This is a genomic window from Herbaspirillum sp. GW103, from assembly GCF_000261365.1.
In the GTDB taxonomy this organism is placed as follows: Bacteria; Pseudomonadota; Gammaproteobacteria; order Burkholderiales; family Burkholderiaceae_D; genus Herbaspirillum.
The window spans coordinates 75,958-101,103 of the sequence record NZ_AJVC01000001.1 but is presented as its reverse complement, the minus strand read 5'-3'; the positions used below and the strand labels follow the sequence as shown (position 1 = coordinate 101,103).

Genomic DNA, 25,146 nt, shown 5'->3' with positions numbered 1-25,146 from the left:
CAGTGAATTGATTTCGTATACGCTATTGGGTGATGGAACGTCCGACGCAGCCCTGATGCACGTTATCGATTGGGCCATCGCCCAACAAGATCCTGCCATTGGCATCACGCCCCAATTTGCTCGTCATCTTGGACCCGTCGGAAGCGAACTATCGGAGCGAGTATCGGCGGCAATCCGTGCTTATCCTTGCGATGTCTTGTTCGTGCATCGTGATTCGGAAAGTGAGTCACTGGAAAAGCGCGAATCTGAGATTGCATCGGCTTTCACGGAATTGACCCACAGCTATGTCCCGATCATCCCAATGCGTATGACGGAAGCGTGGCTGCTCAGCGATGAGCATGCAATTCGCTCAGCAGCCGGAAACCCCAATGGAAGAACCGGACTCGGCATTCCCGGCAAAAGAGAATGGGAAAGAACAAAAAATCCCAAACAGATTTTATTTGATGCGCTCAAAGCAGCTTCCGAACGGAATGCACGTGCCTTGAAGAAATTTTCACCCGACAGGCAACGCTTGCGCGTCGCTGAACTCACCACCGACTTTTCCGGTTTAAGAGGACTCGCTTCATTCGATCAGTTTGAAGCGACGTTAAAGTCCAAGCTCTTTGGAGAAAAATAGCATGCTCTGGATCAAAGCCCTGCACATCGTCTTCATCGCTTCCTGGTTCGCCGGCCTGTTCTACCTGCCGCGCATCTTCGTGAACCTGGCCCAGGAAACCGACCTGGTCGCGCGCGAACGCCTGCTGGGCATGGCGCGCCGCCTGTACCGCTTCACCGGCATGATCTCGCTGGTGGCACTGGTGCTGGGCGTGTGGCTGCTGGCCATCACCTGGTCATTCTGGAAAGGGCCGGGCAATGGCTGGCTGCATGCCAAGCTGTTCCTGGTGGTGCTGGTCATCGGCTACCAGCACGCCTGCGGCTCGCTGCTCAAGAAATTCGAACACGGCAAGAACGTGCGCAGCCACGTCTGGTATCGCTGGTTCAACGAAGTGCCGGTGCTGCTGATGCTGGCCATCGTGATCCTGGTCGTGGTCAAGCCATTCTGATCCAAGCAATCGTTCTGCATTTTTCTGTCGTCATCCGCGTCATTCCACACCCATCCTTCCGGAGCCGGTCATGAGCAAAGTCTGTGAGTACTTCTTCGCGCCGCATTCGCCCTTCGCCTATCTGGGCCACGATCGTTTCGTCGCCCTGGCGGAAAAATACCAGGTGCAAATCCTTCCCAAACCCTTCGATCTGTCCAGGATCTTCGGTGTCTCCGGCGGCCTGCCCCTGGCCAAGCGCGCACCGCAGCGCCAGGCCTATCGTTTGAAGGAACTGGCACGCTGGAGCGAATTCCTCGGCAAGCCCATGATCCTGCAACCGACCTATTTCCCGGTCAACAGCGACAATGCCTCGCGCCTGATCATCGCCACCCAGCTGGCACACGGTACCGCGGCCGCGCTGCGCATGACCGGTGCCATCATGCGCGCGGTGTGGGAAGAGCAAAAGAACATCGCCGATCAAGACACCCTGGTGGCCATCGCCAATGCCCTGGAACACGACGGCGCCGCCCTGCTGAAGTCGGCTGAAACGGCCAGCGTGCAAGCCGAGTTCGACCGCTTCACCGATGAAGCCAATGCCGCCAGCGTCTTCGGCGCACCGTGGTACCTCTACCAGGGTGAAGGCTACTGGGGCCAGGACCGCCTCGACTTCGTCGAGCGCGCCTTCGCGAAGGGCTGAGCGAGCAGCGTACAATGACGCCGGAGTGCGCTACAAGCAGCGCACTCCGGCTTTTTCCATTTTTGATACTTTGTTTTCCAACGGACAAAAGGTACTCCCATGCAATCCCCCGACACCCATTACTCTTATTTCTGCCCCTGCCCGCGCGGCCTGGAAGCGGCCCTGGCCGAGGAACTCAACGAGATCGCCCAGCACGCCGGCCCCGCCGCCAACCTCAAGGTGCACAACCAGGTGCCCGGTGGCGTGCATTGCTCCGGCACGCTGCTGGCGGCCTACCAGATGAACCTGCACTCGCGCATCGCCAGCCGTGTGCTGCTGCGCATGGGCCATGGTTCCTACAAGAACGAGAATGACATCTACGACCTCACCCTCGCACAAGCCTGGGAAGACTGGTTCAAGGTCTCGCACACCATCCGCGTGGACCTGACCGCCGTGAAATCGCCGCTGCGCAGCCTGGAGTTCAGCACCCTCAAGATCAAGGATGCGATCTGCGATCGCTTCCTCGACCAGTTCAAGCTGCGCCCCTCGGTCAACACCCGCACGCCTGACATGCGCATCGCCGGTTTCGTCGATGCCCACAATTTCACGGTCTATCTCGACACCTCCGGCGAGGCGCTCTTCAAGCGCGGCTGGCGCGAAGAAACCGGTGACGCACCGCTGCGCGAGAACCTGGCGGCGGGCCTCTTGCGCACCGCAGGCTGGAAGCCGGGCGTGCCACTCTTCGATCCCATGTGCGGTTCCGGCACCATCCTGGCCGAGGCCGCGCAGATCATCGCCGGCGTGCCGCCGGGCGCACGCCGCCGCTTCGCCTTCGAGAAGTTCAGCAACTTCGATGCCGATGCCTGGTTCGCCATCAAGGGCGATTTCAAACCCCATCCGATTCCGACCACGCCCACGCTCTTCGGCAGCGACATCTCCGGCGACATGGTGGAACTGACGCGCAAGAACCTGGTGCGCGCCGGCGTGCACTTCGAGGTACCGCTCAAGCAGATCGAAGCACAGGAAATCAAGCCGCCGGTCGATGCCGAGGGCAAGCCGCTGGTCGGCATCATCCTCTCCAATCCGCCTTACGGTGAGCGTATCGGCGTGCGCGGCGACCGCGCCTTGCCGACCGAGGAATTGTTCGCGCAGTTCTTCAGCGCCTTCTCCACTACCTTGAAGCAACGCTTTGCCGGCTGGAGCGTCTTCCTGTTCTCGGCCGACCTCGGCCTGCCCAAGCTGATGCGCCTGAAGGAAGCCCGCAAGACGCCGTTCTTCAACGGCGCCCTGGAATGCCGCCTGTTCCGCTTCGACATGGTGGCCGGCTACAACCGCCGCGAGGAAGCCAAGCCGGTCCCGCGCGACGGCGAAGACTGATCCTCTCCGGCGCGGATGGATTGTCAACTTCTTCAAGACGATCCATCCCGCCGCAGCCGGTTTATCCGGCTCGCATTCTTCCCTACAGTGTGGACGTGGCCGCTGCCGATTGCGCAGGCAGAAAAAGGCGCAAGGCCGGCCATCCTTCATCCACTCCACACTTTCCGGGATCATCATGACCACCGTTACCGTCAACACCCGTGCCGACTACGCCGCCTTCCTGCTGCGCGTCACCATGGGCATTTTCTTCCTGGTCCACGCCGGCCTGAAACTCTTCGTCTTCACTCCGGCTGGCACGGCCGGCTTTTTTGCCTCGCTGGGCGTGCCGGGCTGGTTCGCCTATCCGGTGATGGCACTGGAAGTCATCGGCGGCATCGCGCTGGTGCTGGGCTACTATGGCCGCTGGCTGGCCCTGCCGCTGGCAGCAGACCTGCTGGGCGCAATCGTGCTGGTGCATGGCAAGGCCGGCTTCTTCTTTACCAACCCCAAGGGCGGCTGGGAATACCTGGCACTCTGGATCGTCGGCCTGATCGCCGTGTTCCTGCTGGGTGACGGGGCCTTTGCCCTGAAACGCGAAACGCAGCGCTGATGCACCATCGATGGCAACATGGGCAGCACGCATCGATCAATGCCGGGCCTGTGCCCGGCTTGGTTCATCAATGCAACTAAGCAATCAGGCATCACGGCAGCAAAAAGCCAAATGCTATAAATGTTTTATATCCTTTACCGGGATTCCAAGGAAATCATCATGTCCACCGTGTCCACCACAGGCCGCACCACCGATAGCTTCCCCCTGCCCTCGCTGTTCGTCTCGCACGGCTCGCCCATGCTGGCCGTCGAACCGGGTCGCACGGGACCGCTGCTGGCCAGTATCGGTGCGACGCTGCCACGTCCGCGTGGCATCGTGATGGTGTCGCCGCACTGGGAGACCTTTACCCCGCGCGTGGGCAACCAGAGCAAGCCGCGCGTGATCCATGATTTCGGCGGTTTCCCGCAGGCGCTCTATGAACTGGATTACCCGGCCCCAGGCGCACCGGCCCTGGCCGAGCACGTGGCGCAACGCCTGCGCGAGGGCGGACTGCCAGCCAATACCGATGGCGGCTGGGGGCTCGATCACGGGGCCTGGGTGCCGCTGCGCTATCTCTATCCGCAAGCCGATGTGCCGGTGATCCAGCTGTCGCTGCAATCCCAGCAACCGCCCGAGTATCACTACCAGGTTGGTCGCCTGCTGGCGCCGCTGGCCAGCGAAGGCATCCTGCTGATCGGCTCGGGCAGCTTCACGCACAACCTGCGCGAACTGCGTCGTACAGAGGCCGATGGCGGCGACGCGCCGCATACGGTGGAATTCCTGCACTGGTTCCTCGAACGCATGCAGGCCGGTGATCTGCAGGCTCTGTTTGGCTACCGGACTACGGCCCCGCATGCGGTGCGCAGTCATCCCACCGACGAACATCTGCTGAGCCTGTTCTTCGCCATGGGCGCGGCCGATGACTGGACCCGACTGGTTCACCTGGACAGCGGTTCCACGTATCATAGCCTGCGCATGGACGCCTTCGCCTTCGGCACCGGCTCCCGCCTGCTGGCACAACTACCGGCCGCTGCCTGAGCCCCGTCTTCCCGATGGCGCCAGCGCGGCGCCATTACGGGGAAAGACGATTTGAACAAACTGCGCGAAATCGAATGCTTCATCGCCGTGGCCGAGCTCGGCAGCTTCGTCAAGGCCGCCGATGCACTGGGCATCTCCAAGGCGGCGGTTTCGCGCACGGTACTGGAACTGGAGGCACGCCTCGGGTCACGCCTGATGCAGCGAACCACGCGCCGGCTTTCGCTCACCGAGGCAGGCAGTCTCTACCTGGAGCGCTGCAAGCAGATCGTGACCGCCCTGGAAGAAGCCGATGACCTGCTCTCGGCAGGCAGCGCCAAGCCCGTCGGGCTGTTGCGCATCAATGCCCCGGTCACCTTCGGCATCCTGCACCTGGCACCGCTATGGCCGATGTTCCTGGACCGGCATCCGGAAGTGGAGCTGGACATTACCTTGTCGGACCGCATCGTCGACATCATCGACGAGGGCTATGATCTGGCGATCCGCATCGCCAGGCTGGCCGATTCCACGCTGATCCATCGCAAGCTAACCAGCACCAGCCTGCCCATCTGCGCCTCACCCGCCTACCTGGAGAAACACGGCACGCCGCATCATCCGCACGAGCTGGCACAGCACCAGATCATCAGCTACAGCTACAACCAGGGCAAGGACGAATGGCAGTTCAGCGGCCCGGAAGGTCCGGTGAGCGTGCGTATCCATGCCCGCATGCACGTCAACAATGGGGACAGCTGCGTGCAGGCGGCCCTGGGCGGCATCGGCATCACACGCCAGCCAACCTTCATGATCGACCAGTACCTGCGCAGCGGGCAGCTGGTTCCCCTGCTCCCCGACTACACCGTGCCGGACCTGGGCATCTATGCGGTCTACCCCAGCCGCGCCCACCTGCCGGCCAAGGTGCGCGCGATGCTGGACTTTCTTTCCGAAGCGTTCTCCCAGGTGCACTGGTCCGCACCGGACGCCCACTGATCGGCGGATCGGCTGATCGCCCGATACCGCACTGGTAGCACAGCGGGCATTCTCGCGGTGCGACCGCCTTCTCCCGCAGGCTGGCTTGAACGGCAGCCACGCATAATTTTCACGCATCCTCACCAAAGCTTGCCGGCTCGCCTTGCGCCGTGTGCGCTCGGCTTCGCACGCTTGCCGAAACACCGGAAAACCGACGCCAAGCTCGCTTTCGTGCCGCCCCAACCTGCCCTGACCCGCCATTGACACATCGTCTTCTATAGCCGACATTGACCATATAGCGAACGCATTGTCCATATAGCGGACAGAACGCAAATTCAGCAGAACAACGACAGGAGACCCCATGACGACCCTTGACACCCCCATGCCCGCCGATCTGAAGATGAAGCCCTACCAGCTCCCCAACCCGAAGGAAGCGCCGCTGGAGATCGTGGTCAATCCGGCCGTGCCGGAGGACGAACGCATCTGGGTGCCGCAGGCGGAGAACGTGTGGTTCCGTCCGCTGTGCCTCAATGTCTCGCAGGGCTACTGGACCAACCTGCTGCGCGTGCGCAAGTCCGGCGTGCTTTCGCGCCACCGTCATCCGGCACCGGTGCATGGCATGGTGCTCAAAGGCCGCTGGCGCTATCTGGAACACGAATGGATCGCCGAACAGGGCAGCTATGTCTTCGAGCCGCCTGGCGAGACCCACACCCTCTACGTGCCTGAAGACGTGGAAGAGATGATCACCTACTTCCACATCACCGGCGTGATGTTCTATTGCGACCCCTGGGGCAAGTTCGAAGGCTATGAGGACGTCTTCACCAAGCTCGACATGTGCCGCAAGCACTATGAAGCGGTTGGACTGGGCAGCGACTACGTCAATCGCTTCGTACGCTGAGGATGCACGAAATGACTTATTCCCGCGCCTCCCATGACTTTGGCGACTGCGTGGCCGTAGTCACCGGCGGCCATGGCGGCATCGGCGCGGCCATCGGCGCACGTCTGGCCGCGGGGGGCGCGCAGGTCGTCGTCTGGGACCAGCAGCACGACGCTGCCTCGCCCTATCGGCAAGAAATCCTCGACATCACCGATGCCGCTGCGGTCATGCAGGCCTCACAGCGACTGCTGGCCGACACCGGGCGCATCGATTTCCTCATCAACAACGCCGGTTACGCCGGCCCTACCGTGCCGCTGGACGAGTACGACGTTACCCAATGGCATCGCATCGTGCAGGTCAACCTGCTGGGCGTCTTCCATGCCTGCCGCAGTGTGACGCCGGCCATGCGCGCAGCCGGGCGCGGACGCATCGTCAACATCGCCTCGCTGGCCGGCAAGGAAGGCACGCCCAATGCCTCGGCCTACAGCGCCGCCAAGGCGGGCGTCCTGGCGCTGACCAAGTCCTTGGGCAAGGAGCTGGCCGAGACCGGCGTGCTGGTCAACGCCATTGCACCGGCCGCCGTGAAGACCGCACTGCTGGAGCAGATGTCGCCGGAGCATGTGCAGACCATGATCGCCAAGAGCCCCATGCGTCGCCTGGGCACGGTCGATGAGGTCGCCGACATGTGCGCATGGCTGTGCTCCGGGTCCTGCAGCTTCAACACCGGTGCCGTGTTCGATCTTTCGGGCGGGCGCGCAACTTACTGAGCAGCTTGCCGCTCGGCCACCAGAATCATCCGGGCAAGCAAGGATCGCATGCCTGGGCAGGCACAAGCAGCCCAGGCAGCGCCGGAAGAGCAACACGCGGGGACGGACTCCACAACGTCCTCAGGATCGCATCCTTGCAAGAAGCTTCGGCCATGTCATCGACAGCGAGCTGCGCGACAGACGTAGCCGGTACGAAGCACGCCAATGGCAGCACATCATTCACACTGGAGACGTAACCATGGAAGTCCAAAAGGAAAAGAGCCCCCGGCTCAAACGCATACAGGTAGTCGCACTGAGCTTCCTGATGCTGGCAGGCATCGTCAACTACCTCGACCGCAGCACGCTGTCCATCGCCAATCACTCGGTGAGCCAGGAACTCAACCTGTCGGCCTCGCAGATGGGCCTGTTGCTGTCGGCCTTCTCGCTGGCCTATGCCTTCTCGCAATTGCCCATCGGCGCCATGCTCGACAAGTTCGGCGCACGCGTGATGCTGGGGGCGGGCATGTTCGTGTGGTCGGTGGCACAGCTGGCGGGCGGCTTCGTGAGCAGCCTGCAGCAGTTCCTGGTGGCGCGGGTGTTCCTCGGCCTGGGTGAGGCACCGCAATTCCCGGCCGGTGCCAAGGTGGTCTCGGAATGGTTTGCCATGCGCGAGCGCGGCGGGCCGACCGGCATTTTCGTGGCCTCCTCCACCATCGGTCCGGCGCTGGCGCCGCCCATCCTCACGATCCTGATGCTCTCCTTCGGCTGGCGCATGATGTTCGTCATCATGGGCGTGATGGGTATCGCGGTGTCGGTGGGCTGGTACCTGTTTTACCGGAATCGCAACGAAGTCCAGCTCACGCCCTCCGAGGTGCTGTACCTGGCCGACGACCATGACAACGAGCCCAACGCCAATGCCAAACTGAGCTGGTCAGAATGGAAGAGCCTCTTCACCTATCGCACCACCTGGGGCATGCTGTTCGGCTTCATGGGCGTGATCTACATGGTGTGGCTGTACCTCACCTGGCTGCCCGCCTACCTGGAACATGAACGCCATCTCTCCATCGCCCGCACCGGCTGGGTGGTGGTGATTCCCTACATCTTCGGCACGCTCGGCATGCTCTCATCGGGCTACATTGCCGATGGCCTGATGAAGCGCGGCATGCCTGCCATCCGCAGCCGCAAGTGGCCGATCTGCGCGGGCCTGATCGGCGCCGGCGCCTTCACCATTCCGGCCGCCTATACGCCCAGCACCACCATGGCCATCGTCTACATCTCGCTGGCCATGGCCTTCGTGAACATGGCTTCCGGTGGCGCCTGGGCGCTGGTTTCGGTGGCCATTCCGCGGCGCCTGGTGGCTTCGCTGGGCAGCATGCAGAACTTCGGCGGCTATCTCGGCGGCTCGCTGGCACCGGTCATCACGGGCGTGGTGGTGGACCAGACCCACTCCTTCGTCAATGCCCTCCTGATCAGTGCCGCCGTGGCCTTCGCCGCCGCGCTGGTCTACATGTTCGTGGTAGACAAGCCGATCGAGGCACACGCCGCCTGAGGCAAAACTTCACTCGTCAGTAGCCTGACCCGATGCCGCCGCCCTTGGGTAGCGGCATCCAGCCAGTCTCCTGCCACTCACAAGAAGGAACCTTCATGAGCTTCATTCCCGACCTGCTCCGGGGCAAGACCGCCCTCGTCACCGGCGGCACCCAAGGCATAGGCGCGGCCGTCGCACGCCAGCTCGCCGCACTGGGTGCAAGCGTCATTGCTGCCGGCCTGCCGCCCTTGGCGCATGAGCCATTCGAGGGCAGCGGCATCACCCTGGCGGAGATGAACGTGGCCGGCGAAGACAGCGTGCGCGCGGTGCTCGCCGGCCTCACGCAACTCGATATCGTGGTCAACTGCGCCGGCATCATCAAGCGCGGGGAAGAGCTGGAGACCGAGGTCTTCGAGCAGGTCATCGCGGTCAACCTCACCGGCACCATGCGCGTCTGTGCTGCCAGCCGCGAACTGCTCAAGCAGTCCGGGGGCTGCATCGTCAATACTGCCTCCATGCTCAGCTTCTTCGGCGGCGGACTGGTACCGGGCTACAGCGCCAGCAAGGGCGGCGTGGCGCAGCTGACCAAGTCGCTGGCCATTGCCTATGCGGCCGACGGCATCCGCGTCAATGCAGTGGCGCCGGGCTGGATCGCCACCCCGCTCACACAAGCCCTGCAGGACGATCCCGTACGCGCCGGGCCAATCCTGGCGCGCACACCGCTGGGCCGCTGGGGCAAGCCGGAAGACATCGGCCAGGTGGTTGCTTTCCTGTGTTCACCCGCGGCCTCCTTCATGACCGGCGCCATCGTGCCGGTCGATGGCGGCTATCTGGTGGCCTGACACCACCGCAACGCTTTCACGTGCAATGCCATTTGCCCGCGCCGGCTCCAGACGGCGCGGGATTTTTTGCAAACGGGCTCGGCTATAATCTGGCCGGAATCCGGCAACCCATTCCGTACCAGCATGTGGTCCGTCTCCTGGTCCGATCCCCGTACCGTTTCCTGCACCGCTCATGCCCGACAAAGACCAACAACCCGACGACGCCAACAAGATTGCAGGCACGGCCGCCTTCTCCAAGTTCATGGCGGTGCTGCAGCTCATCGCCGACCAGGAAGCGCCGCTCTCCATCGCGCAGCTGGCTGCGCTGTCGGGCTATCCGCGCCCCACGGTCTATCGCATCCTCGGCGCGCTCATGGCCGAGGGCATGGTGGTGGAGAACCCGCGCAGCAAGCAATATGAAGTGGGGCCGCGCCTGATCCATCTGGCCAGCCGTGCCTGGGACCGCAGCGACATCCGCACCACGGCCATCGAGCCGTTGCGCCAGCTGCGCGACATCACGCGCGAGACCGTGCACCTGGCCGTGCCCAGCGACCACAGCATGGTCTACATCGAGAAACTGGAAAGCCCGCAAGCCGTGCGCATGGATTCGCGCATCGGTACGCGCGTGACCTTGTATTCGAGTTCAGTGGGCAAAGCCTACCTGGCCGCACTGGAACAAGCGCAGCGCGAGCGCCTGATGCGCGCGCTGCATCTGCAAGCCTTCACGGCCAACACGCACACCACGCTGGAGGCCCTGCTTGCCGATGTCGAAGAGACCCGCACGCGCGGCTATGCCGAAGATCGCGAAGAGAACGAAGCCCAGATTTTTTGTTATGGCGCGGCCATCATCGGTGCTGATGGCGTACCGGTGGCCTGCGTGAGCGTGAGCATTCCGCTGTATCGCCGCCTGCCCGATGCGCAGCAGGCCTATGTGATGCCGCTGCTGCAAGCTTGCGCGAACATCTCGCGCAAGCTTGCCGGACCGGGCTGAGTCCGGTCCGTTTCTTGCCGCACTGTCCGCAGGCGATCAGGCCTCGGGCGGCAATTCCACCTTGTAGATTTCCTTGCCGTCGGTGTTGTGCAGCGTGACGGTGAGGGTCTTGCTCTTGGCGTCGATCTTGCCGATACCGAAGAACTGCAGCAGCTCGGCCGGCGAGCGGTTCTGCTTCATGTCCGCCGGGATGCTGACGAAGCGCACGTCCGGACCGAAGGTACGATCGATCTCGCCCGGCCCGAAGGTACCGGCATTGATCGGGCCACCGACGAATTCCCAGAAGGGCTTGAAGTCGGTGAACTGCGCACGCTCGGGCGCATAGTGCGTAGCCGAGGCGTAGTGCACGTCGGCCGTCACCCACACCACGTTCTTGATGTCGTGCTGCTTGATGAAGCGCAGCAGTTCGGCCACCTCCAGCTCGCGTCCGGAGGGCTTGCCGTTGTCGGCATTGGCCCAGGCCTCGAAGGTTCCCTTGGGCACATCCGGGTTCAGGTCCGGCACCACGATCGACAGTGGCATATCGCTGGCGATGAGCTTCCAGGTCGAGCGCGAACGCAGCAGCGCCTGCTTGATCCAGCGCATCTGCTCGGGGCCAAGGAAGTCGGCGTCGTGGCCGCCCTTCTGGCGGTTGGGAGAATTGCGGCCGCGATAGCTGCGCTCGTCCAGCATGAACACCTCCAGCAGGGGCCCGTGATTGAAGGCGCGATAGATGCGGAAAGGATCGGCGCTGTCGATGCGGAAGGGATTGTGTTCGAACATGGCCTGGCGCGCGCGGGCCGCCAGCACGTCGATGTTGCGTTCGTCGTAGCGCTTTTCGGCCGCACCGATCACCTGGCCGGGATACCAGTTGTTGCGCACTTCGTGATCATCCCACTGCACCAGGAAGGGCACCTCGGCGGCGAAGCGGCGCTTGTTGGCGTCCAGCATGTTGTAGGCGAAGTTGCCGCGATAGTCGTCCAGCGTCTGCGCGACCTTGGACTTGGCTTCGGTGACCACGTTGCGCCACAGTGTTCCGTCCTCCAGCTTCACTTCGGCCTGGATGGGGCCATCGGCATAGATCTGGTCGCCCGAGTGGATGAAGAAATCCGGGCGGAAACGGCGCATGCTTTCATAAACGCGATAACCGCCCCACTGCTCATTGATGCCCCAGCCCTGCCCGGCTTCGTCGCCCGAGAAGGCGAAGGTGATGTCGCGCGCCTGGCCATGTGCAGAGGCAGGCAGCATGAGGCTGCCGGTCAGCGTTTCGCTCAGGGCCGATTCATGCTGCAGGTCCTGGAAGCGCACGCGATAGTAGATGCGTTCGCCGGCCGGCAGGCCACGCAGGTCCACGCGCGCGGTGTAGTCCTCGCGTGCCAGCGCGGTAGGGCCGACGATGCGCACGGGATTGCTGAAGTTCTCGCGGGTGGAATACTCGACCAGCAGGCGCGCATTGCGATCGGTACGCGCCCAGAGCATGGCACTGTCACGCGTGACATCGCCGCTCATGACGCCGCCGGGCAATTGCGGGCGCAGGCGTTCGGAGGTGATGATGGCCGGTGCGGCGGAAAAGGCGGCCGGGGCGCTCAAGGTGGTGGCGGCGGCCACCGTGGTCAGTGCGCTGTCGCGCAGGAAGCGGCGACGGCTGTGGTCGGCTGGCGGGTATTGGTCTGGCATGGCGGCTCCTGTGAGGGTGAGGGATACACGGGGGGAGCTGCAATCTAGCAATCCAATATGACCGTCCAATGAAACCATGATGACCAATCCTGACCGCAGCTGAAATGCAGTCAGTCGCTCGAAAATATACGCCCCCTCCGCGCAGTGATGTTCTTCGGTGGACCTGTCACGCAAGGGCATTTACGGGAAGTCGGTGGAGACGGAGACCTGTTCCCATGCGTCGATCTCCTGATTCATCTTCATCAGCTTTTCCCGCACCAGCCTGACTGCATCGCTGCCCAGCAGGAGATGCTCCGGGGCGTTGACATCGCCGGCCAAGGCCAGGATCACCTGCGCCGCCTTCGCCGGATCGCCGAGCTGGTGACCGCTCTTGGCCTGACGCGCAGCGCGGATCGGATCGATCACTGCGTCATAGTCGGAGAGGCTGCGCGGCGAACGGACCATCGAGCGGCCTGCCCAGTCGGTGCGGAACGAGCCTGGCGCTACCGCCGTGACCTTGATGCCGAAGTCAGCCACTTCCTTGGCCAGGGTCTCTGAAATACCTTCCAGAGCAAACTTGCTGCCACAGTAGTAGGCGATGCCCGGCATGGTAATGAATCCACCCATGGAGGTGATGTTGATGACATGGCCGCGTCGCCGCGTCCGCATGGCCGGCAGCACGGCCTTGATCATGGCGACGGCACCGAAGACATTGACGTCGAACTGATGCCGCATCTGCTCCAGCGAAGACTCTTCCAGCGCCCCTTCATGACCGTAGCCGGCATTGTTGACCAGGACGTCGACAGGACCAAGGCGCTCGGTCGCGCTGCCGATGACACTGTCAATGGAAGGAAAATCGGTGACATCGAGCACCACTGCCATCGCCCGCCCCGGTGCGAGGTGCTCGAAGACCGCGCGCGCCTCCTCGTTGCGCACTGTGCCTATTACTGTATGTCCCGCCTGCAAGGCCGCATGGGACAGCGCACGTCCAAAACCTGAGCTGACACCCGTAATCAGAAAATTCAATTTGTCGGACTTCTGCATGACCATCGCCACATCTCCCATGAAACCGCCTTCCTGACGAACCAAACCGGTTCATCACCCGGGAAGGCGACGGCTTCAATGATAGGCAGGTGCACTTGACTGCACCATGTCGGTTGGCATTCAATGTTTGCCTAAACCTATCAATTGACGATGACGGGACGCATGAAGACATCTCAAGCTTTGACCTCGGGTGTGCACCAGCGCATGGTGGACCTGCTCATGCAGCTCGCGCCTGAAGAGGGCTATAACCTATCGCTGCTGCCGGATGTGCGCCTGCTGCGTTCCAATCGCCGCCTGCGTGAAACACCGGTGCTCTACGAGCCGGGCATCGTCGTGGTCGTGCAGGGAAGAAAGCGCGGCTATCTGGGCGGGAAGACCTATCTCTATGATGCCCGCCACTATCTGGCCGTCTCCGTGCCGGTGCCATTCACGATGCAAACCGATGCCAGCGCGAAGGCGCCACTGCTGGCGATCTACTTCCGGCTGGACTTCCAGCTGCTGGCCGAAGTGCTCTTGCAGATGGACCAGACCGATGTGCGCGTCATTCCGCAAACCATGTTCGCTACCCGGATGGACGAGAGGATGTCGGCCTCCGTCCTGCGCCTGCTGGAGGCCATGTGCATTCCGTTGGAGGCCCGCATACTGGGCCGCTCGCTGGTCAAGGAGATCTACCTGCGGGCACTCAGCGGCGAACAGGGCGCCTCCATGCGAGCCGCATTGCGCAATGACGGACAGTACGCAAAGGTAGCTCGCGCCATCCGGAAGATCCATGCCGCCTACGCGGACAAGCTGGACGTGGAACAGCTGGCGCAAGAAGCCGGGATGAGTCCGCCATCCTTTCATGCGCATTTCAAGGCGGTCACCGCCACCTCGCCCATGCAGTATCTCAAGTCCACGCGCCTGCATCAGGCGCGTCTGCTGATGTTGCGCAACGGCCTGACGGTAGCCGCAGCCAGCGCCACCGTCGGCTACGAAAGCGCATCCCAGTTCAGCCGTGAATTCAAGCGATTGTTTGGCATGACACCCGTGCAGGAGGTCGCCAGAATGAAGACTGCCTACGCGCTTCCCGCGCCGGATCCTGCTGCGCTGTTCGTGTCATCGCACTAGGCGGGCCCTAGGTACGCGGCGTTTCCTGCGGCGCCCACGGAGGATGACTGCCGAAGTCCTCGGCGAGATAGTCGACGAAGCGGCGCACTTTGATCGGAATTCCCCGCGCGCCGGGATAAACCGCCTGCATGGTCAATGCAGTGGTAGCGTAATCGGGGAGCAGGGCAAGCAAGCGCCCCTGCCGTATGTCCTCACCAAACACGAAGGCCGGCCCGTAGGCCACACCCGCCCCCGCCAGCGCGCACGCCAGCAACATCTGCATGTTGTTGGCCACGACCCGGCAGGGGCCGTCGATGCGATATGAGCGCCCCGAGTCATCCGTGAAGGTCCAGTCCCCGGCGGACACCGCTTCGCTGAAGGCCAGACGCGGCAGCTGCTGCAGGTCCTCCGGTGTACGCGGCAGGCCATGCCGTTCGACAAAACCGGCCGAAGCGCATACCACCATAGGGCAGGAGGCCAGACGACGCGTCACCAGCGCCGGATCATCGAGCTGTCCGATCCGGATCGCCACATCCACGCCCGCATCGAGCAGATCGATGTAGCGGTCTCCCAGCAAGACCTCCACGTTGACCTCGGGATGGTGCGCCACATAGCGCGCCACCACCGCACCCAGATGCAGGGCACCAAAGGTGACCGGCACCGCCACGCGCAGCAGGCCGCGCGCGCTGCCTTGCGCGGCCGTCGCTTCGCGGTTGGCCTCGTCCAGCGCACCGAGAATCTGCCGGCTGCGTTCGTAGTATGTCCGCCCCACCTCCGTGAGACTCAGGCGTCGAGTCGTCCGCTGAAACAGGCGGGCACTCAAGCGGGCCTCCATGTGGCTGACGTACTTGCCGGCCATGGCGGGCGACAGGTGCAAGCGCCGCCCGGCGCCGGCAAAACTGCCCTCCTCTACCGCCGCCACGAAGACATTGAGGCTCATCAGCTGATCCATTCTCTTTCCTTATTCGATCATTCTGGTTTCGACTGTCACTAATAGTTAAGCAATTATAAATTCATGAAATCGAATCTAACATTGCAGGACCCCATCACAAAAGGAGCAGAGAAATGCACATCCAAACAAACGGAACGCGCATCCATGTGGCGCAACAAGGCAGTGGCGAGCTGGCGCTGGTGTTGCTGCACTACTACGGCGGTTCGTCGCGGACCTGGGATGCAGTGGCCGGCAAACTGGCGCAGCGCTACCGCATCATCGCCACCGACCATCGCGGCTGGGGCCAGTCCGATGCGCCAGCCGAGGGCTACGGGATTGCCGATCTTGCCGCTGATGCCGAGGGTGTCATCGCGGCGCTGGGGCTGCAGCGCTACGTCCTGGTCGGACACTCCATGGGTGGCAAGGTCGCGCAGCTGATGGCCTCGCGGCGACCACACGGGCTGCAAGGGCTGATCCTGATCGCGCCCTCGCCGCCGTCGCCCATGCTGCTTTCCGAAGATCAGCGCGCGATGCTCGCAGGCGCCTATCAATCCAGAGAATCGGTCGAATTCGTCCTCGACCATGTGCTCACGGCCAGCCCCCTGAGCGACGCACGGCGCGAGCAGGTCATCGAGGACAGCCTGCGGGCTGCACCACAGGCCAAGCGCGCCTGGCCCAATGTGGCGATGGCCGAAGACATCACGACCGCCGTGGCCACCATCAATGTCCCTACGCTGGTCATCGCGGGCGAGCACGATCAGGTCGACCGGGTCACGACATTGCAGGCGGAGCTGCTGCCGCGTCTGCCCCACGCCCGTCTGCACATCCTGCCTGGCGTGGGCCACCTGTCTTTGCTGGAGGATCCGGAGGCGGTCGCGCAACAGATCGAGGGGTTCATCGGCACACTGGCCGACTGAAAAAACGGCGCTCCCATCCGGGGAGGCCCAGACCATTGGGCCCTCGCACCAAAATGCAGCTCGCCTCCTCGGCCCATCCTCGAAATGCACTAAGTTCGTGCGCAGCATTCACTAACAAGATCATGATGCACCATAAAAGTCTTTTAAAATCAACGGCCTGAGAATTTCTCACCAAAATGGAACGGAAATTGCTTTAGTCCTGGCTTTCAAGCATTTTCTCGCACACTTTTTGGGAGATTTTCTGGTGGACGATCACAAAAACGGCGCAGACGCCCTCTTCATCCTGCTGGGGGCGATCATGATTCTGGCCATGCACGCCGGCTTTGCCTTCCTTGAGCTGGGGACGGTACGCAAGAAGAACCAGGTCAATGCTCTGGTGAAGATCCTGGCGGACTTTGCGGTCTCGACCATCGTCTACTTCTTCATCGGCTACTACGTGGCCTATGGCGTGAGCTTCTTTGCGGGAGCCGAGACGCTGGCCCAGCGCAGTGGTTTCGAGCTGGTGAAGTTCTTTTTCCTGCTGACCTTTGCGGCGGCCATTCCGGCCATCATCTCGGGCGGCATTGCCGAGCGTTCCAAGTTCAATCCGCAGCTGGTGGCCACGGCCGTGCTGGTGGGTGTGGTTTATCCCTTCTTCGAGGGCATTGCCTGGAACCAGCACCTGGGTGTGCAAGCCTGGCTGGCGGCGACCTTCGGTGCGCAGTTCCATGACTTCGCCGGTTCCATCGTGGTCCACGCCGTAGGCGGCTGGATCGCCCTGCCTGCGGTGCTGCTGCTGGGCGCGCGGCGTGGCCGTTACAGCAAGGAAGGTGCGGTGGCGGCGCATCCCCCCTCCAACATACCCTTCCTGGCCCTGGGCGCATGGATCCTGACGGTGGGCTGGTTCGGCTTCAACGTGATGAGCGCGCAGACGCTGGACAAGATGAATGGCCTGGTCGCGATGAATTCGCTCATGGCCATGGCCGGGGGGACGCTGGTGGCCCTGATGATGGGTCGCAACGATCCCGGTTTTGCCTACAACGGTCCGCTAGCCGGACTGGTAGCGGTATGCGCTGGCTCGGACCTGATGCACCCGCTGGGCGCGCTGGTCACGGGTGGCATTGCAGGCGCGATTTTCGTATGGATGTTCACCCGCACGCAGAACAAGTGGAAGATCGACGATGTACTGGGCGTATGGCCGCTGCACGGGCTGTGCGGTCTGTGGGGCGGACTCGCAGCCGGCATCTTCGGCTTGCAAGCCCTGGGCGGAAGGGGCGGTGTGTCGTTCATGTCGCAGCTCATCGGCAGCCTTATGGGCATTGCCATTGCGGCGGCAGGAGGCTGGATCGTCTATGGCTTGCTGAAGAAAATGGTGGGGATTCGTCTTGATCCGGAACAGGAATTTGAAGGCGCGGATCTGGCCATTCACAAGATTTCTTCGACCGCGGAGAGGGAGACCAGTTGGTAAGTCCGGTGAGGCAATGCAGATGAAGTCCGTTGATTGCGGCAAGCGCTGACGGACTTCGAGCCCGCAGGACAGTCTGATTCATGCGCCTGGACAGGTCCGCGGCGCATTCTCTTGGCTCGCCATATCAATCCGTCAGGGACCTGCCTTTTGACGCAGGGCTTCGCGCACCGCGAGACCGGCATCCCGGATCAGCTTGACCAACTGCTCGTGGCTGGGGGGTACTGCAGACAGTCGATGATCGTCGGTGCTTCACCGCTGTTGCAGATCGTGGTCACGACGAATGCCTACGTCGACGTTCAGAGCGTGGGCAAGATAATCAAGCCCCCAGCTCCCGGCGCACAATCTCCGCCCCCGCACACAAGGCATCGAGCTTGCCGGCCGCTACCTCCCTGGGCAGCGGCGCCATCCCGCAATTGGTACAGGGATAGAGCTTGTCCGCCTCCACGAACTGCAATGCCTGGCGCAGGGTGGCCGCGACTTCCTCAGGCGTTTCGATGGTGTGATTGGCCACATCGATGGCTCCCACCATCACCTTCTTGCCGGCAATGAGTCCGATCAGATCCATGGGAACGCGCGCGTTGTGGCATTCCAGGGAGACGATGCCGATGCCCGATGCCTGCAATTTGGGGAAGGTCTCCTCATACTGTCGCCACTGCGAACCCAGTGTCTTCTTCCACTCCGTGTTGGCCTTGATGCCGTAGCCATAGCAGATGTGCACGGCGGTCTCGCACTTGAGCCCCTCAATGGCCCGCTCCAGCGTGGCCACGCCCCAGTCGTTGACCTCATCGAAGAAGACATTGAAGGCCGGTTCATCGAACTGGATGATGTCCACCCCTGCCGCCTCCAATTCGCGCGCTTCCTGGTTGAGGATCGTGGCGAATTCCCAGGCCAGCTTCTCGCGACTCTTGTAGTGGCTGTCGTAGAGAGTATCAATCATGGTCATCGGTCCGGGCAGGGCCCACTTGATCGGCTGCCGGGTCTGGCTGCGCAGGAAGCGCGCATCGTCGACGAACACCGGCTTCTGGCGCGAGACCGCACCGACCACCGTCGGCACGCTGGCATCGTAGCGATTGCGGATGCGCACCGTCTCGCGCCTGGCAAAATCCACCCCGTCAAGATGCTCGATGAAGGTGGTCACGAAATGCTGACGCGTCTGCTCGCCATCACTGACGATATCGATGCCCGCCCGTCGCTGTTGCTGCAACGACAGGCGCAACGCATCGCGCTTGGCTTCCAGCAGTTCATCCCCCTGCAGCTTCCAGGGGGACCAGAGAGTCTCGGGCTCGGCCAGCCAGACGGGCTTGGGCAGGCTGCCGGCGGTGGAGGTGGGCAATAGTTTTTTCACGATGGAGAACCTTGTGGGTGGAGAGATCAATGGGTGCAAGCAGACGACCACTGTTCGAGCACGCTGCGATACGGCTTGATGAAGTGCTCCTCGGCAAAGCGTCCCTGCTGGAGCGCCAGACGACTGCGCTCCTCGCGGTCATAGACGATGCGCGTGAGGGAATAGTCCTCATGCTGCAGACTGGGGCGGTAGGTCTTTCCGGCGGCGGAATTGGCGTTGTAGATTTCGGGGCGATAGATCTTCTGGAAGGTCTCCATCGTGCTGATGGTGCCGATCAGCTCCAGATTCGAGTAGTCGCGCAGCAGGTCGCCGCTGAAGTAGAAGGCCAGCGGAGCGGCACTGTCGGGCGGCATGAAGTAGCGGACCTTCAGGCCCATCTTGGCGAAGTAGGCATCGGTCAGTGAGCTTTCGTTCTGGAGATACTCTACGCCCAGTACCGGATGCACATTTTCGGTACGGTGATAGGTCTTGCTGCTGGCCACGCTCAGGCAGATCACGGGCGGCTTGCTGAAGTGCGCCCGGTAGGCCTCCGATTGGACGAATTGTTTGAACAGCCTGCCATGCAGTTCGCCGAAATTCTCCGGCACGCTGAAGCTTGGCTGCTGCTTCGTGTGCTCCAGCAAGACGACGCTGAAATCGTAGTCGCGCACGTAAGAAGAAAAATTGTTGCCAACGATCCCTTCGATGCGTTCACCGGTCCGGTGATCGAGGATGTTGGTCTTGAGCACCTCGATCAATGGCAGTGCCTGGCCGGTATCCTGTCCTGCCAGGCCCATTTCCACCGAGATGATCTCCAATGCCACGGCATAACGGTCGGCCTTGGGATTATCCCATTGGGCCAGTGCATTGAAACGGTTGTTGATCATGCGGAAGGTGTTGCGCAGGTTCTCCTGACGCTGCGCGCCCCTGGCCAGGTTGGCGAAGTTGGTGGTGATGCGCGTGTTGTCGGCGGGATGATAATCCTCGTCGAAACAAATGCTCTTGATGGCAAATGCGAAGTCCTTGCTCATGATGTTTCTGCGCCCCTGTGCTGAAGTCGTGTCTGCCGACAGCGCGGCGGACTCGATGCGGTCAATGTACCGGGCGAATTCTATGCTGCCCAATCCATGAATAAAAATGATTTGATCTCATTGACCAATGAGATTGGCTCATACATTTCCATTCCCGGCCCGGGGCGCGGGCGAAAAAAAGCCCCGCTCCTCGCGGAGCAGGGCAAACGCCTTCTCGGGGGGATGAGAAGGCGGGACAGCGTTCCGGCGCGGAGGATGCGCCGGAGCAGTTGCGTTCTATTGCACGTGAGCCGGGGGCAGCTTGCCGAAAAAGTCGGCCATGTTGCCCTCGGTCCAATCCTTCACCAATTCGCCATCGCACCAGACGCGATAGGCATACAGCCGATGTTCGTCAGGCCCGCCCGAGGCGCGGCTTTCAATCAGATAGGTGGTACCCCCGATTCGGATTTTCATCTCATGAGAAATCGAGGAGGACTGCTCTTGCACCCCCATGGCTTCTCCCGTTTTTTCCACAGCGTTGCCCTCTCTTCCCCACTCCAACCAGCCTGCCGGCCTCCAAGGCTTGACGCAGGTCAGCTTCCGGACAAAACGCGGGCGCTTGTCCGACATCTTTTCGCAATGCGCACTACAATGCCCGCTTGGCAAGGACATCCCTGCAAGATGGCGCACATCCACGCATTCCCGCAGAGCGAGAATCCGGTAATGACAAGGAACACGTAAGCTCCCCTGACTACAGTATGAAGCTTTGTTTATTTCATATTTTGCCCACAGCATATGCTCCGGAAAGTGAAAGATATTAAAGAATCTACGATTCGTTGCATTTCTGCCATGCGAAAAATATTAAATATGTGAAATATACAAATTCACTCACCGCACAGCTATACTTTTACAAGGATCAATCAAATGGGTCGTGCAGTACCATCTGATGACAACGAGATGCCCCCCGGGGACCCGGCGATGACTTCGCGAGAAGCTGCCCGACTGCTGGGGGTATCGATCACGACCGCCCAGATGTGGATGGAGAGCGGCATGCTGGCCTCCTGGAAAACGCCGGGCGGCCATCGGCGCACCCGGCTGAGCTCGGTCATGACCTTGCTTGGCCATCGTGAAGTGAAACAACCCGAGCCCACTGCCGGTCACGCTGGGCCACAGATCGAGGTTCCTTATCCGGTCAGCCCGAACGAGCCAGAACGTGCGCGCTTTGTTGAACAGACAATGGAAGACACACATTCCGAGGCCCGCTTTCATCGCCTGACATGGCTCGCCAGCGAACTGCTGGATGTACCCATTGCCCTGGTCACTTTCCTGACCTCGGAGCTGCAGATCTTCCGTGCGGCACATGGCCTGAACATCAGCTCCACGCCGCGCTCGTGGGCCTTCTGCAATTACGCCGTGATGCAGGAGGAAATCTTCACCGTCTCCGATGCCACCAAGGATCCCCGCTTCGTCAATAACCCGATGGTCACGGGCGTACCCTTCATCCGCTTCTATGCCGGCATCCGCCTGATGTACCAGGACCGTGCCTTTGGCTCGCTGTGCGTGATCGACACCGAACCGCGCATCTTGCGCGCCCACGAACGACAGGCGCTGGAAGAACTCGCAGCCCTGGCGACCGACATCCTGTCGCTGCAACTGCTGGAATCGAAACGCCAGTGACTTCTCCACCCTGAGCAGCGTGCAGGCGCTTACGCGCAAGCTCAAGAAGCAGCCGCTGCTCATCGCACCATCCCCAGCCACTCCTCCAGTTCCTCTGCCGGCATCGGTCGCGCAATCGCATAGCCCTGGGCGAAGTCACAGCCCAGGTGATGCAGGATCCTGGCGGTTTGCTCGCTCTCCACACCTTCGGCCACGACGCTGAACCCCAGCTGATGGGCCAGATGGATGATGGAAGGCACGATCACCTGATCGGCCTCGTTTTCGACCAGTCTGCTGATGAAGGAACGATCGATCTTCATGATGTCAGCCGGAATGCTCTTCAGGTAGGACAGATTGCTGAAGCCGCTGCCGAAGTCATCGATGGCCACCTTCACGCCCAGCTCGCGGATGGCCTGCACGCGCTGGCGCACCACTGCAGGATTGCTGGCCATGGCGCTTTCGGTGAATTCGATTTCAATCAGACCCGGCGGGACCGCATGCTGCTTCAGTTGGGCGGCCAGCAGGCGCAGGATGTCGTCGGACTCGAAATCGCGCGCCGAGGTATTGATGGCAATGGGCACCCGATGGCCGCGCGCATGCCAGGCGGCCGCCTGCACCACCGCATGGCGCACGACCCAGGCCGTGATCTGGCGAATTTGCGCCGTCTTCTCGGCCAGCGCGATGAAGATCGCGGGCGAGATGTTGCCCAGGACAGGGTGATGCCAGCGGATCAGTGCTTCCACCCCCACGCAACTGCTGTCGCGCAAGCGCACCTTGGGCTGGTAATGCAGGCTCAGTTCATCGGAAGAGTTGAAGGCCATCGGCAGCGCCGACAGCAACCAGAACGCATTGCGCTGGTTTTCCGCATGTACCGATTCGAACTGACGCGGACAGATGCCCTCCTCGCGACCCACGTCGATGACGGTCAGCAGCGAGCGGACGACGTCGCTGCCGGCAATGTCATCTACCGCCGGCAGTACGCCGATGGCGATGTCGAGCTGATGCGGAATGCCGTGGATTTCCAGCGCCTGGACGAACTGTTGACGCACGTTGGCGATGTGCTCCTGTCGCTGCGCGGCAGTTCCTTCGTGGAGGAAGACGAAGGTGGTCGTGGTCACACGATAGACCGGCTGGTAGTCCAGCGCTTCGCACAAGGCACGACTGACCTGTACCAGGAAGGACTCGGCATAATCCCAGCCCAGTGCCTTGACCATGTCGAACAGATATTCACGTGAACAGATATCCACGCCCAGCGCTGCGCACGGCAAGCCGGTATCGCCCTTTACATGCGCCCGTGCGCGCAGCACTTCCATGAGCCGGGCGCGATTGGGCAAACCCGTCACATGGTCGGTATAGCCCCGGTTGCGCAGCTGTTCGAGCCGCTCCATGACCATGCAGGCCAGTTGCTCCAGCCTGGCCATCTCGGCCGGCCCGAAGTGCTCGCGGGGACGCGGATCGATCAGACAGAGCGTACCCAGCGCATGACCTTGCGACGATCTCAGCAGCGCGCCTGCGTAGAAGCGGATGCGCGGTGCAGCAGTCACCAGCGGGTTGTTGCGAAAGCGCCCATCCTGATGCGTATCGAGCACCACCAGGCTGCCGCGCGCCAGAATGGCATGGGCGCAGAAGGACATCGAGCGCGGAGTCTCCTGCGCCGATAGACCGGCACGGGACTTGAACCACTGCCTATCCTCGTCCACCAGCGAGATCAGGGCGATCTCCACGCCAAAGAGCGTGCGCGCCAGTTCGGTGATCTGGTCACAGGACTTGTCGGGCAGCGTATCGAGTACGCAATATCCCTGCAACGCCGCCAGGCGTGCACCTTCATCGTCCGGCAAGGCGGCCGGGGCTGCACAGTAGGCGTGGCCGGTATTTTCAAGAAGCACGAATCAACCCGCCACGAGCGCCGTACGCCCGCTCGGCGCCAGCTTGAAGGTGGAAACCAGGCGCGCCAGGGCACCGGCCTGCGAGGTCAGCGCCTCTGCTGCCGCAGCGGCCTGTTCCACCAGTGCCGAATTCTGCTGGGTCGCTTCATCCATGTGACCGATGGCATCGTTGACCTGCTCGATACCCTCGCTCTGTTCGCGGCTGGACAGACTGATCTCGGCGATCACCTCAGTCACCTTGCGCACGCTGGCGACGATCTCTTCCATGGTCCGGCCGGCATCCTTGACCTGGTCGCTGCCACTATCGACCTTGGCCACCGAGGCGCCGATCAGTTCCTTGATTTCCTTGGCCGCCGAGGCGCTGCGCTGGGCCAGGGTACGCACCTCCGAGGCCACCACCGCAAAGCCGCGTCCGCCCTCGCCCGCCCGAGCCGCCTCGACGGCGGCATTGAGCGCCAGGATGTTGGTCTGGAAAGCGATGCCATCAATCACGCTGATGATATCCACGATCTTGACCGAGGATTGATGGATGTCTTCCATCGTCGCCACGACATTGCCCATCATGTCGCCGCCCCTGACCGCGATATCCGAGGCCGAGGCCGCCAGTTCATTGGCCTGTACCGCGTTGGCCGCACTCTGTCGCACGGCCGAGGTGATCTGCTCCATGGCACTGGCGGTTTCCTCCAGCGAGCTGGCCTGACGTTCCGTGCGGCCGGAGAGGTCCGTGTTGCCCGAGGCGATTTCAGTGGCCGCACGTTCGATCGCATCGGTTCCCTGACGTACCTGGCCGACGATGGCAGCCAGGCTGTCGCGCATCATGCCCAGCGCATGCAGCAGGCTGCTCCGGTCGTTGGTTCGGGTGACGACCTCCACGGCCAGGTCGCCATGCGCAATGCGCTGCGCGATGGCCATCGCATAGGCCGGTTCACCGCCGAGCTGACGCAACAGTCCGCGCGTAATGGTGAAGGCCACCCCCACCGCAATCAGGATCGCCACCGCCGCCAGCATGGCGATGAAACGCAGAGCGTCGGTCGCCGAGCGCTCGACCTGCGCGCCTGCTGCCGTACTTTGTGCATCGATCTGCTCGATGAGCAGGTTGATGTCGCCCACGATCTTGCGCCGCAAGGGACTGCAATCATTGACAAGGAAATCGCGATACGCCTCCATCGCCCCGCTCTCGCGATATTGACGCGGACGCTTGAGTTCATCAGCCATCTGCAGCAAGCCGGTGCGCACGATGGCGAACTGCGGGAGGCCGGCCAGGCGCGGTTCCAGCTTCTGCAACAGCTTGAGATAGAGCGCCTTCTGCTGGTCGAGGATCTTCAGTTCGGATTGCGCATCGGCGTCGCTCAGGAAGACGTACGCATTGCGTGCGGCCAGACCGGTCTGATCCAGCGCTTCGCGCGCCTCGTAGAGCGGTTTCAGGCTTTCGTTCTGTTCTTCATTGGCACGCGCGATCGAGGCGCGCAAGGCATTGATCCCCACCATGGCCACCCCGACCAGTACGAGCATCATCACCAGCAGACTGGCGAACCCCAAGCTCAGCTTCACGCCGATCTTCATGTTTGACAAAGCCTTCATTCACTTTCCCGGATCACGTTTGCGATAAAAATATGAAAAATAT

At 62.1% G+C, this 25,146-nt stretch carries 24 protein-coding genes; 16 read left to right on the top strand and 8 right to left on the bottom strand.

What is annotated here, in order from left to right; all coding sequences use genetic code 11:
* Positions 1-55: 55 nt before the first annotated feature.
* From GWL_RS23215 to GWL_RS00395, 12 genes are all read left to right on the top strand, one after another.
* Positions 56-616: a hypothetical protein gene (locus tag GWL_RS23215; protein ID WP_081486007.1), complete on the top strand. Its 561-nt coding sequence runs from the start codon at positions 56-58 to the stop codon at positions 614-616.
* 1 nt (position 617) lies between these two features.
* The gene (locus GWL_RS00445; protein ID WP_008325441.1) at positions 618-1,043 is read left to right on the top strand and encodes a CopD family protein; all 426 of its coding nucleotides are present in this window, start codon (positions 618-620) and stop codon (positions 1,041-1,043) included.
* 70 nt (positions 1,044-1,113) lie between these two features.
* Positions 1,114-1,719, top strand: a complete 606-nt coding sequence (locus GWL_RS00440; protein ID WP_008325439.1) for a 2-hydroxychromene-2-carboxylate isomerase — start codon at positions 1,114-1,116, stop codon at positions 1,717-1,719.
* Positions 1,720-1,818: 99 nt separating this feature from the next.
* The gene (locus tag GWL_RS00435) at positions 1,819-3,075 is read left to right on the top strand and encodes a class I SAM-dependent RNA methyltransferase (RefSeq protein ID WP_008325431.1); all 1,257 of its coding nucleotides are present in this window, start codon (positions 1,819-1,821) and stop codon (positions 3,073-3,075) included.
* Positions 3,076-3,250: 175 nt separating this feature from the next.
* On the top strand, positions 3,251-3,664 hold the full coding sequence (locus tag GWL_RS00430) for a DoxX family protein (RefSeq protein WP_008325429.1): 414 nt from the start codon (positions 3,251-3,253) through the stop codon (positions 3,662-3,664).
* A gap of 159 nt (positions 3,665-3,823) precedes the next feature.
* Positions 3,824-4,681, top strand: a complete 858-nt coding sequence (locus GWL_RS00425; protein WP_034349730.1) for a dioxygenase — start codon at positions 3,824-3,826, stop codon at positions 4,679-4,681.
* A gap of 51 nt (positions 4,682-4,732) precedes the next feature.
* The gene (locus GWL_RS00420; protein ID WP_008325420.1) at positions 4,733-5,644 is read left to right on the top strand and encodes a LysR family transcriptional regulator; all 912 of its coding nucleotides are present in this window, start codon (positions 4,733-4,735) and stop codon (positions 5,642-5,644) included.
* A 340-nt stretch (positions 5,645-5,984) separates the two neighbouring features.
* On the top strand, positions 5,985-6,521 hold the full coding sequence (locus GWL_RS00415; RefSeq protein ID WP_008325415.1) for a 2,4'-dihydroxyacetophenone dioxygenase family protein: 537 nt from the start codon (positions 5,985-5,987) through the stop codon (positions 6,519-6,521).
* Between the two features lie 11 nt (positions 6,522-6,532).
* Positions 6,533-7,267, top strand: a complete 735-nt coding sequence (locus GWL_RS00410; protein WP_008325413.1) for an SDR family NAD(P)-dependent oxidoreductase — start codon at positions 6,533-6,535, stop codon at positions 7,265-7,267.
* 238 nt (positions 7,268-7,505) lie between these two features.
* Entirely contained in the window at positions 7,506-8,795 is a 1,290-nt protein-coding gene (locus tag GWL_RS00405) for an MFS transporter (protein ID WP_008325410.1), read from the top strand.
* A gap of 95 nt (positions 8,796-8,890) precedes the next feature.
* Positions 8,891-9,616 carry an SDR family NAD(P)-dependent oxidoreductase gene (locus GWL_RS00400; protein WP_008325408.1) on the top strand — a complete coding sequence of 242 codons (726 nt, stop codon included), beginning with the start codon at positions 8,891-8,893 and terminating at the stop codon, positions 9,614-9,616.
* 172 nt (positions 9,617-9,788) lie between these two features.
* Complete coding sequence (locus GWL_RS00395; RefSeq protein WP_008325406.1) at positions 9,789-10,586, top strand: IclR family transcriptional regulator; 798 nt, start codon at positions 9,789-9,791, stop codon at positions 10,584-10,586.
* 36 nt (positions 10,587-10,622) lie between these two features.
* On the opposite strand, the gene GWL_RS00390 is transcribed toward GWL_RS00395, so the two are convergent.
* Both GWL_RS00390 and GWL_RS00385 read right to left on the bottom strand, forming a co-directional pair.
* Positions 10,623-12,242 carry an alkaline phosphatase gene (locus GWL_RS00390; protein ID WP_008325404.1) on the bottom strand — a complete coding sequence of 540 codons (1,620 nt, stop codon included), beginning with the start codon at positions 12,240-12,242 and terminating at the stop codon, positions 10,623-10,625.
* Between the two features lie 180 nt (positions 12,243-12,422).
* Positions 12,423-13,286 carry an oxidoreductase gene (locus tag GWL_RS00385; protein WP_008325401.1) on the bottom strand — a complete coding sequence of 288 codons (864 nt, stop codon included), beginning with the start codon at positions 13,284-13,286 and terminating at the stop codon, positions 12,423-12,425.
* A gap of 141 nt (positions 13,287-13,427) precedes the next feature.
* Between GWL_RS00385 and GWL_RS00380 the strand changes: the two genes are divergently transcribed.
* A complete protein-coding gene (locus tag GWL_RS00380; protein WP_008325394.1) occupies positions 13,428-14,372 on the top strand; it encodes an AraC family transcriptional regulator in 945 nt (314 codons plus the stop codon).
* 7 nt (positions 14,373-14,379) lie between these two features.
* Here GWL_RS00380 and GWL_RS00375 read toward each other — a convergent pair whose 3' ends face one another.
* A complete protein-coding gene (locus GWL_RS00375; protein ID WP_008325391.1) occupies positions 14,380-15,303 on the bottom strand; it encodes a LysR family transcriptional regulator in 924 nt (307 codons plus the stop codon).
* 113 nt (positions 15,304-15,416) lie between these two features.
* Here GWL_RS00375 and GWL_RS00370 point away from each other — a divergent pair, with 113 nt between their 5' ends.
* Positions 15,417-16,199, top strand: coding sequence for an alpha/beta fold hydrolase (locus GWL_RS00370; protein ID WP_008325389.1), 783 nt, complete (start codon positions 15,417-15,419; stop codon positions 16,197-16,199).
* 244 nt (positions 16,200-16,443) lie between these two features.
* The gene (locus tag GWL_RS00365; RefSeq protein WP_008325388.1) at positions 16,444-17,646 is read left to right on the top strand and encodes an ammonium transporter; all 1,203 of its coding nucleotides are present in this window, start codon (positions 16,444-16,446) and stop codon (positions 17,644-17,646) included.
* Positions 17,647-17,962: 316 nt separating this feature from the next.
* On the opposite strand, the gene GWL_RS00360 is transcribed toward GWL_RS00365, so the two are convergent.
* The 3 genes from GWL_RS00360 to GWL_RS23785 all read right to left on the bottom strand — a co-directional run bounded on the left by GWL_RS00360 (position 17,963) and on the right by GWL_RS23785 (position 20,610).
* Positions 17,963-18,991 (bottom strand): methionine synthase, encoded by a 1,029-nt coding sequence (locus GWL_RS00360; protein ID WP_008325386.1) that lies wholly within the window; start codon positions 18,989-18,991, stop codon positions 17,963-17,965.
* Positions 18,992-19,017: 26 nt separating this feature from the next.
* Entirely contained in the window at positions 19,018-20,001 is a 984-nt protein-coding gene (locus tag GWL_RS00355; RefSeq protein ID WP_008325385.1) for a DUF1852 domain-containing protein, read from the bottom strand.
* 276 nt (positions 20,002-20,277) lie between these two features.
* The gene (locus GWL_RS23785) at positions 20,278-20,610 is read right to left on the bottom strand and encodes a hypothetical protein (protein ID WP_237713498.1); all 333 of its coding nucleotides are present in this window, start codon (positions 20,608-20,610) and stop codon (positions 20,278-20,280) included.
* Between the two features lie 294 nt (positions 20,611-20,904).
* On the opposite strand from GWL_RS23785, the gene GWL_RS00345 reads away from it, so the two are divergent.
* The gene (locus GWL_RS00345) at positions 20,905-21,657 is read left to right on the top strand and encodes a GAF domain-containing protein (RefSeq protein WP_008325383.1); all 753 of its coding nucleotides are present in this window, start codon (positions 20,905-20,907) and stop codon (positions 21,655-21,657) included.
* A 59-nt stretch (positions 21,658-21,716) separates the two neighbouring features.
* Here GWL_RS00345 and GWL_RS00340 read toward each other — a convergent pair whose 3' ends face one another.
* Positions 21,717-23,522 (bottom strand): bifunctional diguanylate cyclase/phosphodiesterase, encoded by a 1,806-nt coding sequence (locus GWL_RS00340; RefSeq protein WP_008325382.1) that lies wholly within the window; start codon positions 23,520-23,522, stop codon positions 21,717-21,719.
* 3 nt (positions 23,523-23,525) lie between these two features.
* Entirely contained in the window at positions 23,526-25,103 is a 1,578-nt protein-coding gene (locus GWL_RS00335) for a methyl-accepting chemotaxis protein (RefSeq protein ID WP_008325380.1), read from the bottom strand.
* Between the last annotated feature and the right edge of the window lie 43 nt (positions 25,104-25,146).

What these genes read in the sequence shown, in the direction of transcription:
- GWL_RS23215 (WP_081486007.1), top strand. Translation starts at nt 56, where the DNA reads ATGCACGTTATCGATTGGGCCATCGCCCAACAAGATCCTGCCATTGGC.
- GWL_RS00445 (WP_008325441.1), top strand. Translation starts at nt 618, where the DNA reads ATGCTCTGGATCAAAGCCCTGCACATCGTCTTCATCGCTTCCTGGTTC.
- GWL_RS00440 (WP_008325439.1), top strand. Translation starts at nt 1,114, where the DNA reads ATGAGCAAAGTCTGTGAGTACTTCTTCGCGCCGCATTCGCCCTTCGCC.
- GWL_RS00435 (WP_008325431.1), top strand. Translation starts at nt 1,819, where the DNA reads ATGCAATCCCCCGACACCCATTACTCTTATTTCTGCCCCTGCCCGCGC.
- GWL_RS00430 (WP_008325429.1), top strand. Translation starts at nt 3,251, where the DNA reads ATGACCACCGTTACCGTCAACACCCGTGCCGACTACGCCGCCTTCCTG.
- GWL_RS00425 (WP_034349730.1), top strand. Translation starts at nt 3,824, where the DNA reads ATGTCCACCGTGTCCACCACAGGCCGCACCACCGATAGCTTCCCCCTG.
- GWL_RS00415 (WP_008325415.1), top strand. Translation starts at nt 5,985, where the DNA reads ATGACGACCCTTGACACCCCCATGCCCGCCGATCTGAAGATGAAGCCC.
- GWL_RS00410 (WP_008325413.1), top strand. Translation starts at nt 6,533, where the DNA reads ATGACTTATTCCCGCGCCTCCCATGACTTTGGCGACTGCGTGGCCGTA.
- GWL_RS00405 (WP_008325410.1), top strand. Translation starts at nt 7,506, where the DNA reads ATGGAAGTCCAAAAGGAAAAGAGCCCCCGGCTCAAACGCATACAGGTA.
- GWL_RS00400 (WP_008325408.1), top strand. Translation starts at nt 8,891, where the DNA reads ATGAGCTTCATTCCCGACCTGCTCCGGGGCAAGACCGCCCTCGTCACC.
- GWL_RS00395 (WP_008325406.1), top strand. Translation starts at nt 9,789, where the DNA reads ATGCCCGACAAAGACCAACAACCCGACGACGCCAACAAGATTGCAGGC.
- GWL_RS00390 (WP_008325404.1), bottom strand. Translation starts at nt 12,242, where the DNA reads ATGCCAGACCAATACCCGCCAGCCGACCACAGCCGTCGCCGCTTCCTG.
- GWL_RS00385 (WP_008325401.1), bottom strand. Translation starts at nt 13,286, where the DNA reads ATGGGAGATGTGGCGATGGTCATGCAGAAGTCCGACAAATTGAATTTT.
- GWL_RS00380 (WP_008325394.1), top strand. Translation starts at nt 13,428, where the DNA reads ATGAAGACATCTCAAGCTTTGACCTCGGGTGTGCACCAGCGCATGGTG.
- GWL_RS00375 (WP_008325391.1), bottom strand. Translation starts at nt 15,303, where the DNA reads ATGGATCAGCTGATGAGCCTCAATGTCTTCGTGGCGGCGGTAGAGGAG.
- GWL_RS00370 (WP_008325389.1), top strand. Translation starts at nt 15,417, where the DNA reads ATGCACATCCAAACAAACGGAACGCGCATCCATGTGGCGCAACAAGGC.
- GWL_RS00355 (WP_008325385.1), bottom strand. Translation starts at nt 20,001, where the DNA reads ATGAGCAAGGACTTCGCATTTGCCATCAAGAGCATTTGTTTCGACGAG.
- GWL_RS23785 (WP_237713498.1), bottom strand. Translation starts at nt 20,610, where the DNA reads ATGTCGGACAAGCGCCCGCGTTTTGTCCGGAAGCTGACCTGCGTCAAG.
- GWL_RS00345 (WP_008325383.1), top strand. Translation starts at nt 20,905, where the DNA reads ATGGGTCGTGCAGTACCATCTGATGACAACGAGATGCCCCCCGGGGAC.
- GWL_RS00335 (WP_008325380.1), bottom strand. Translation starts at nt 25,103, where the DNA reads ATGAAGGCTTTGTCAAACATGAAGATCGGCGTGAAGCTGAGCTTGGGG.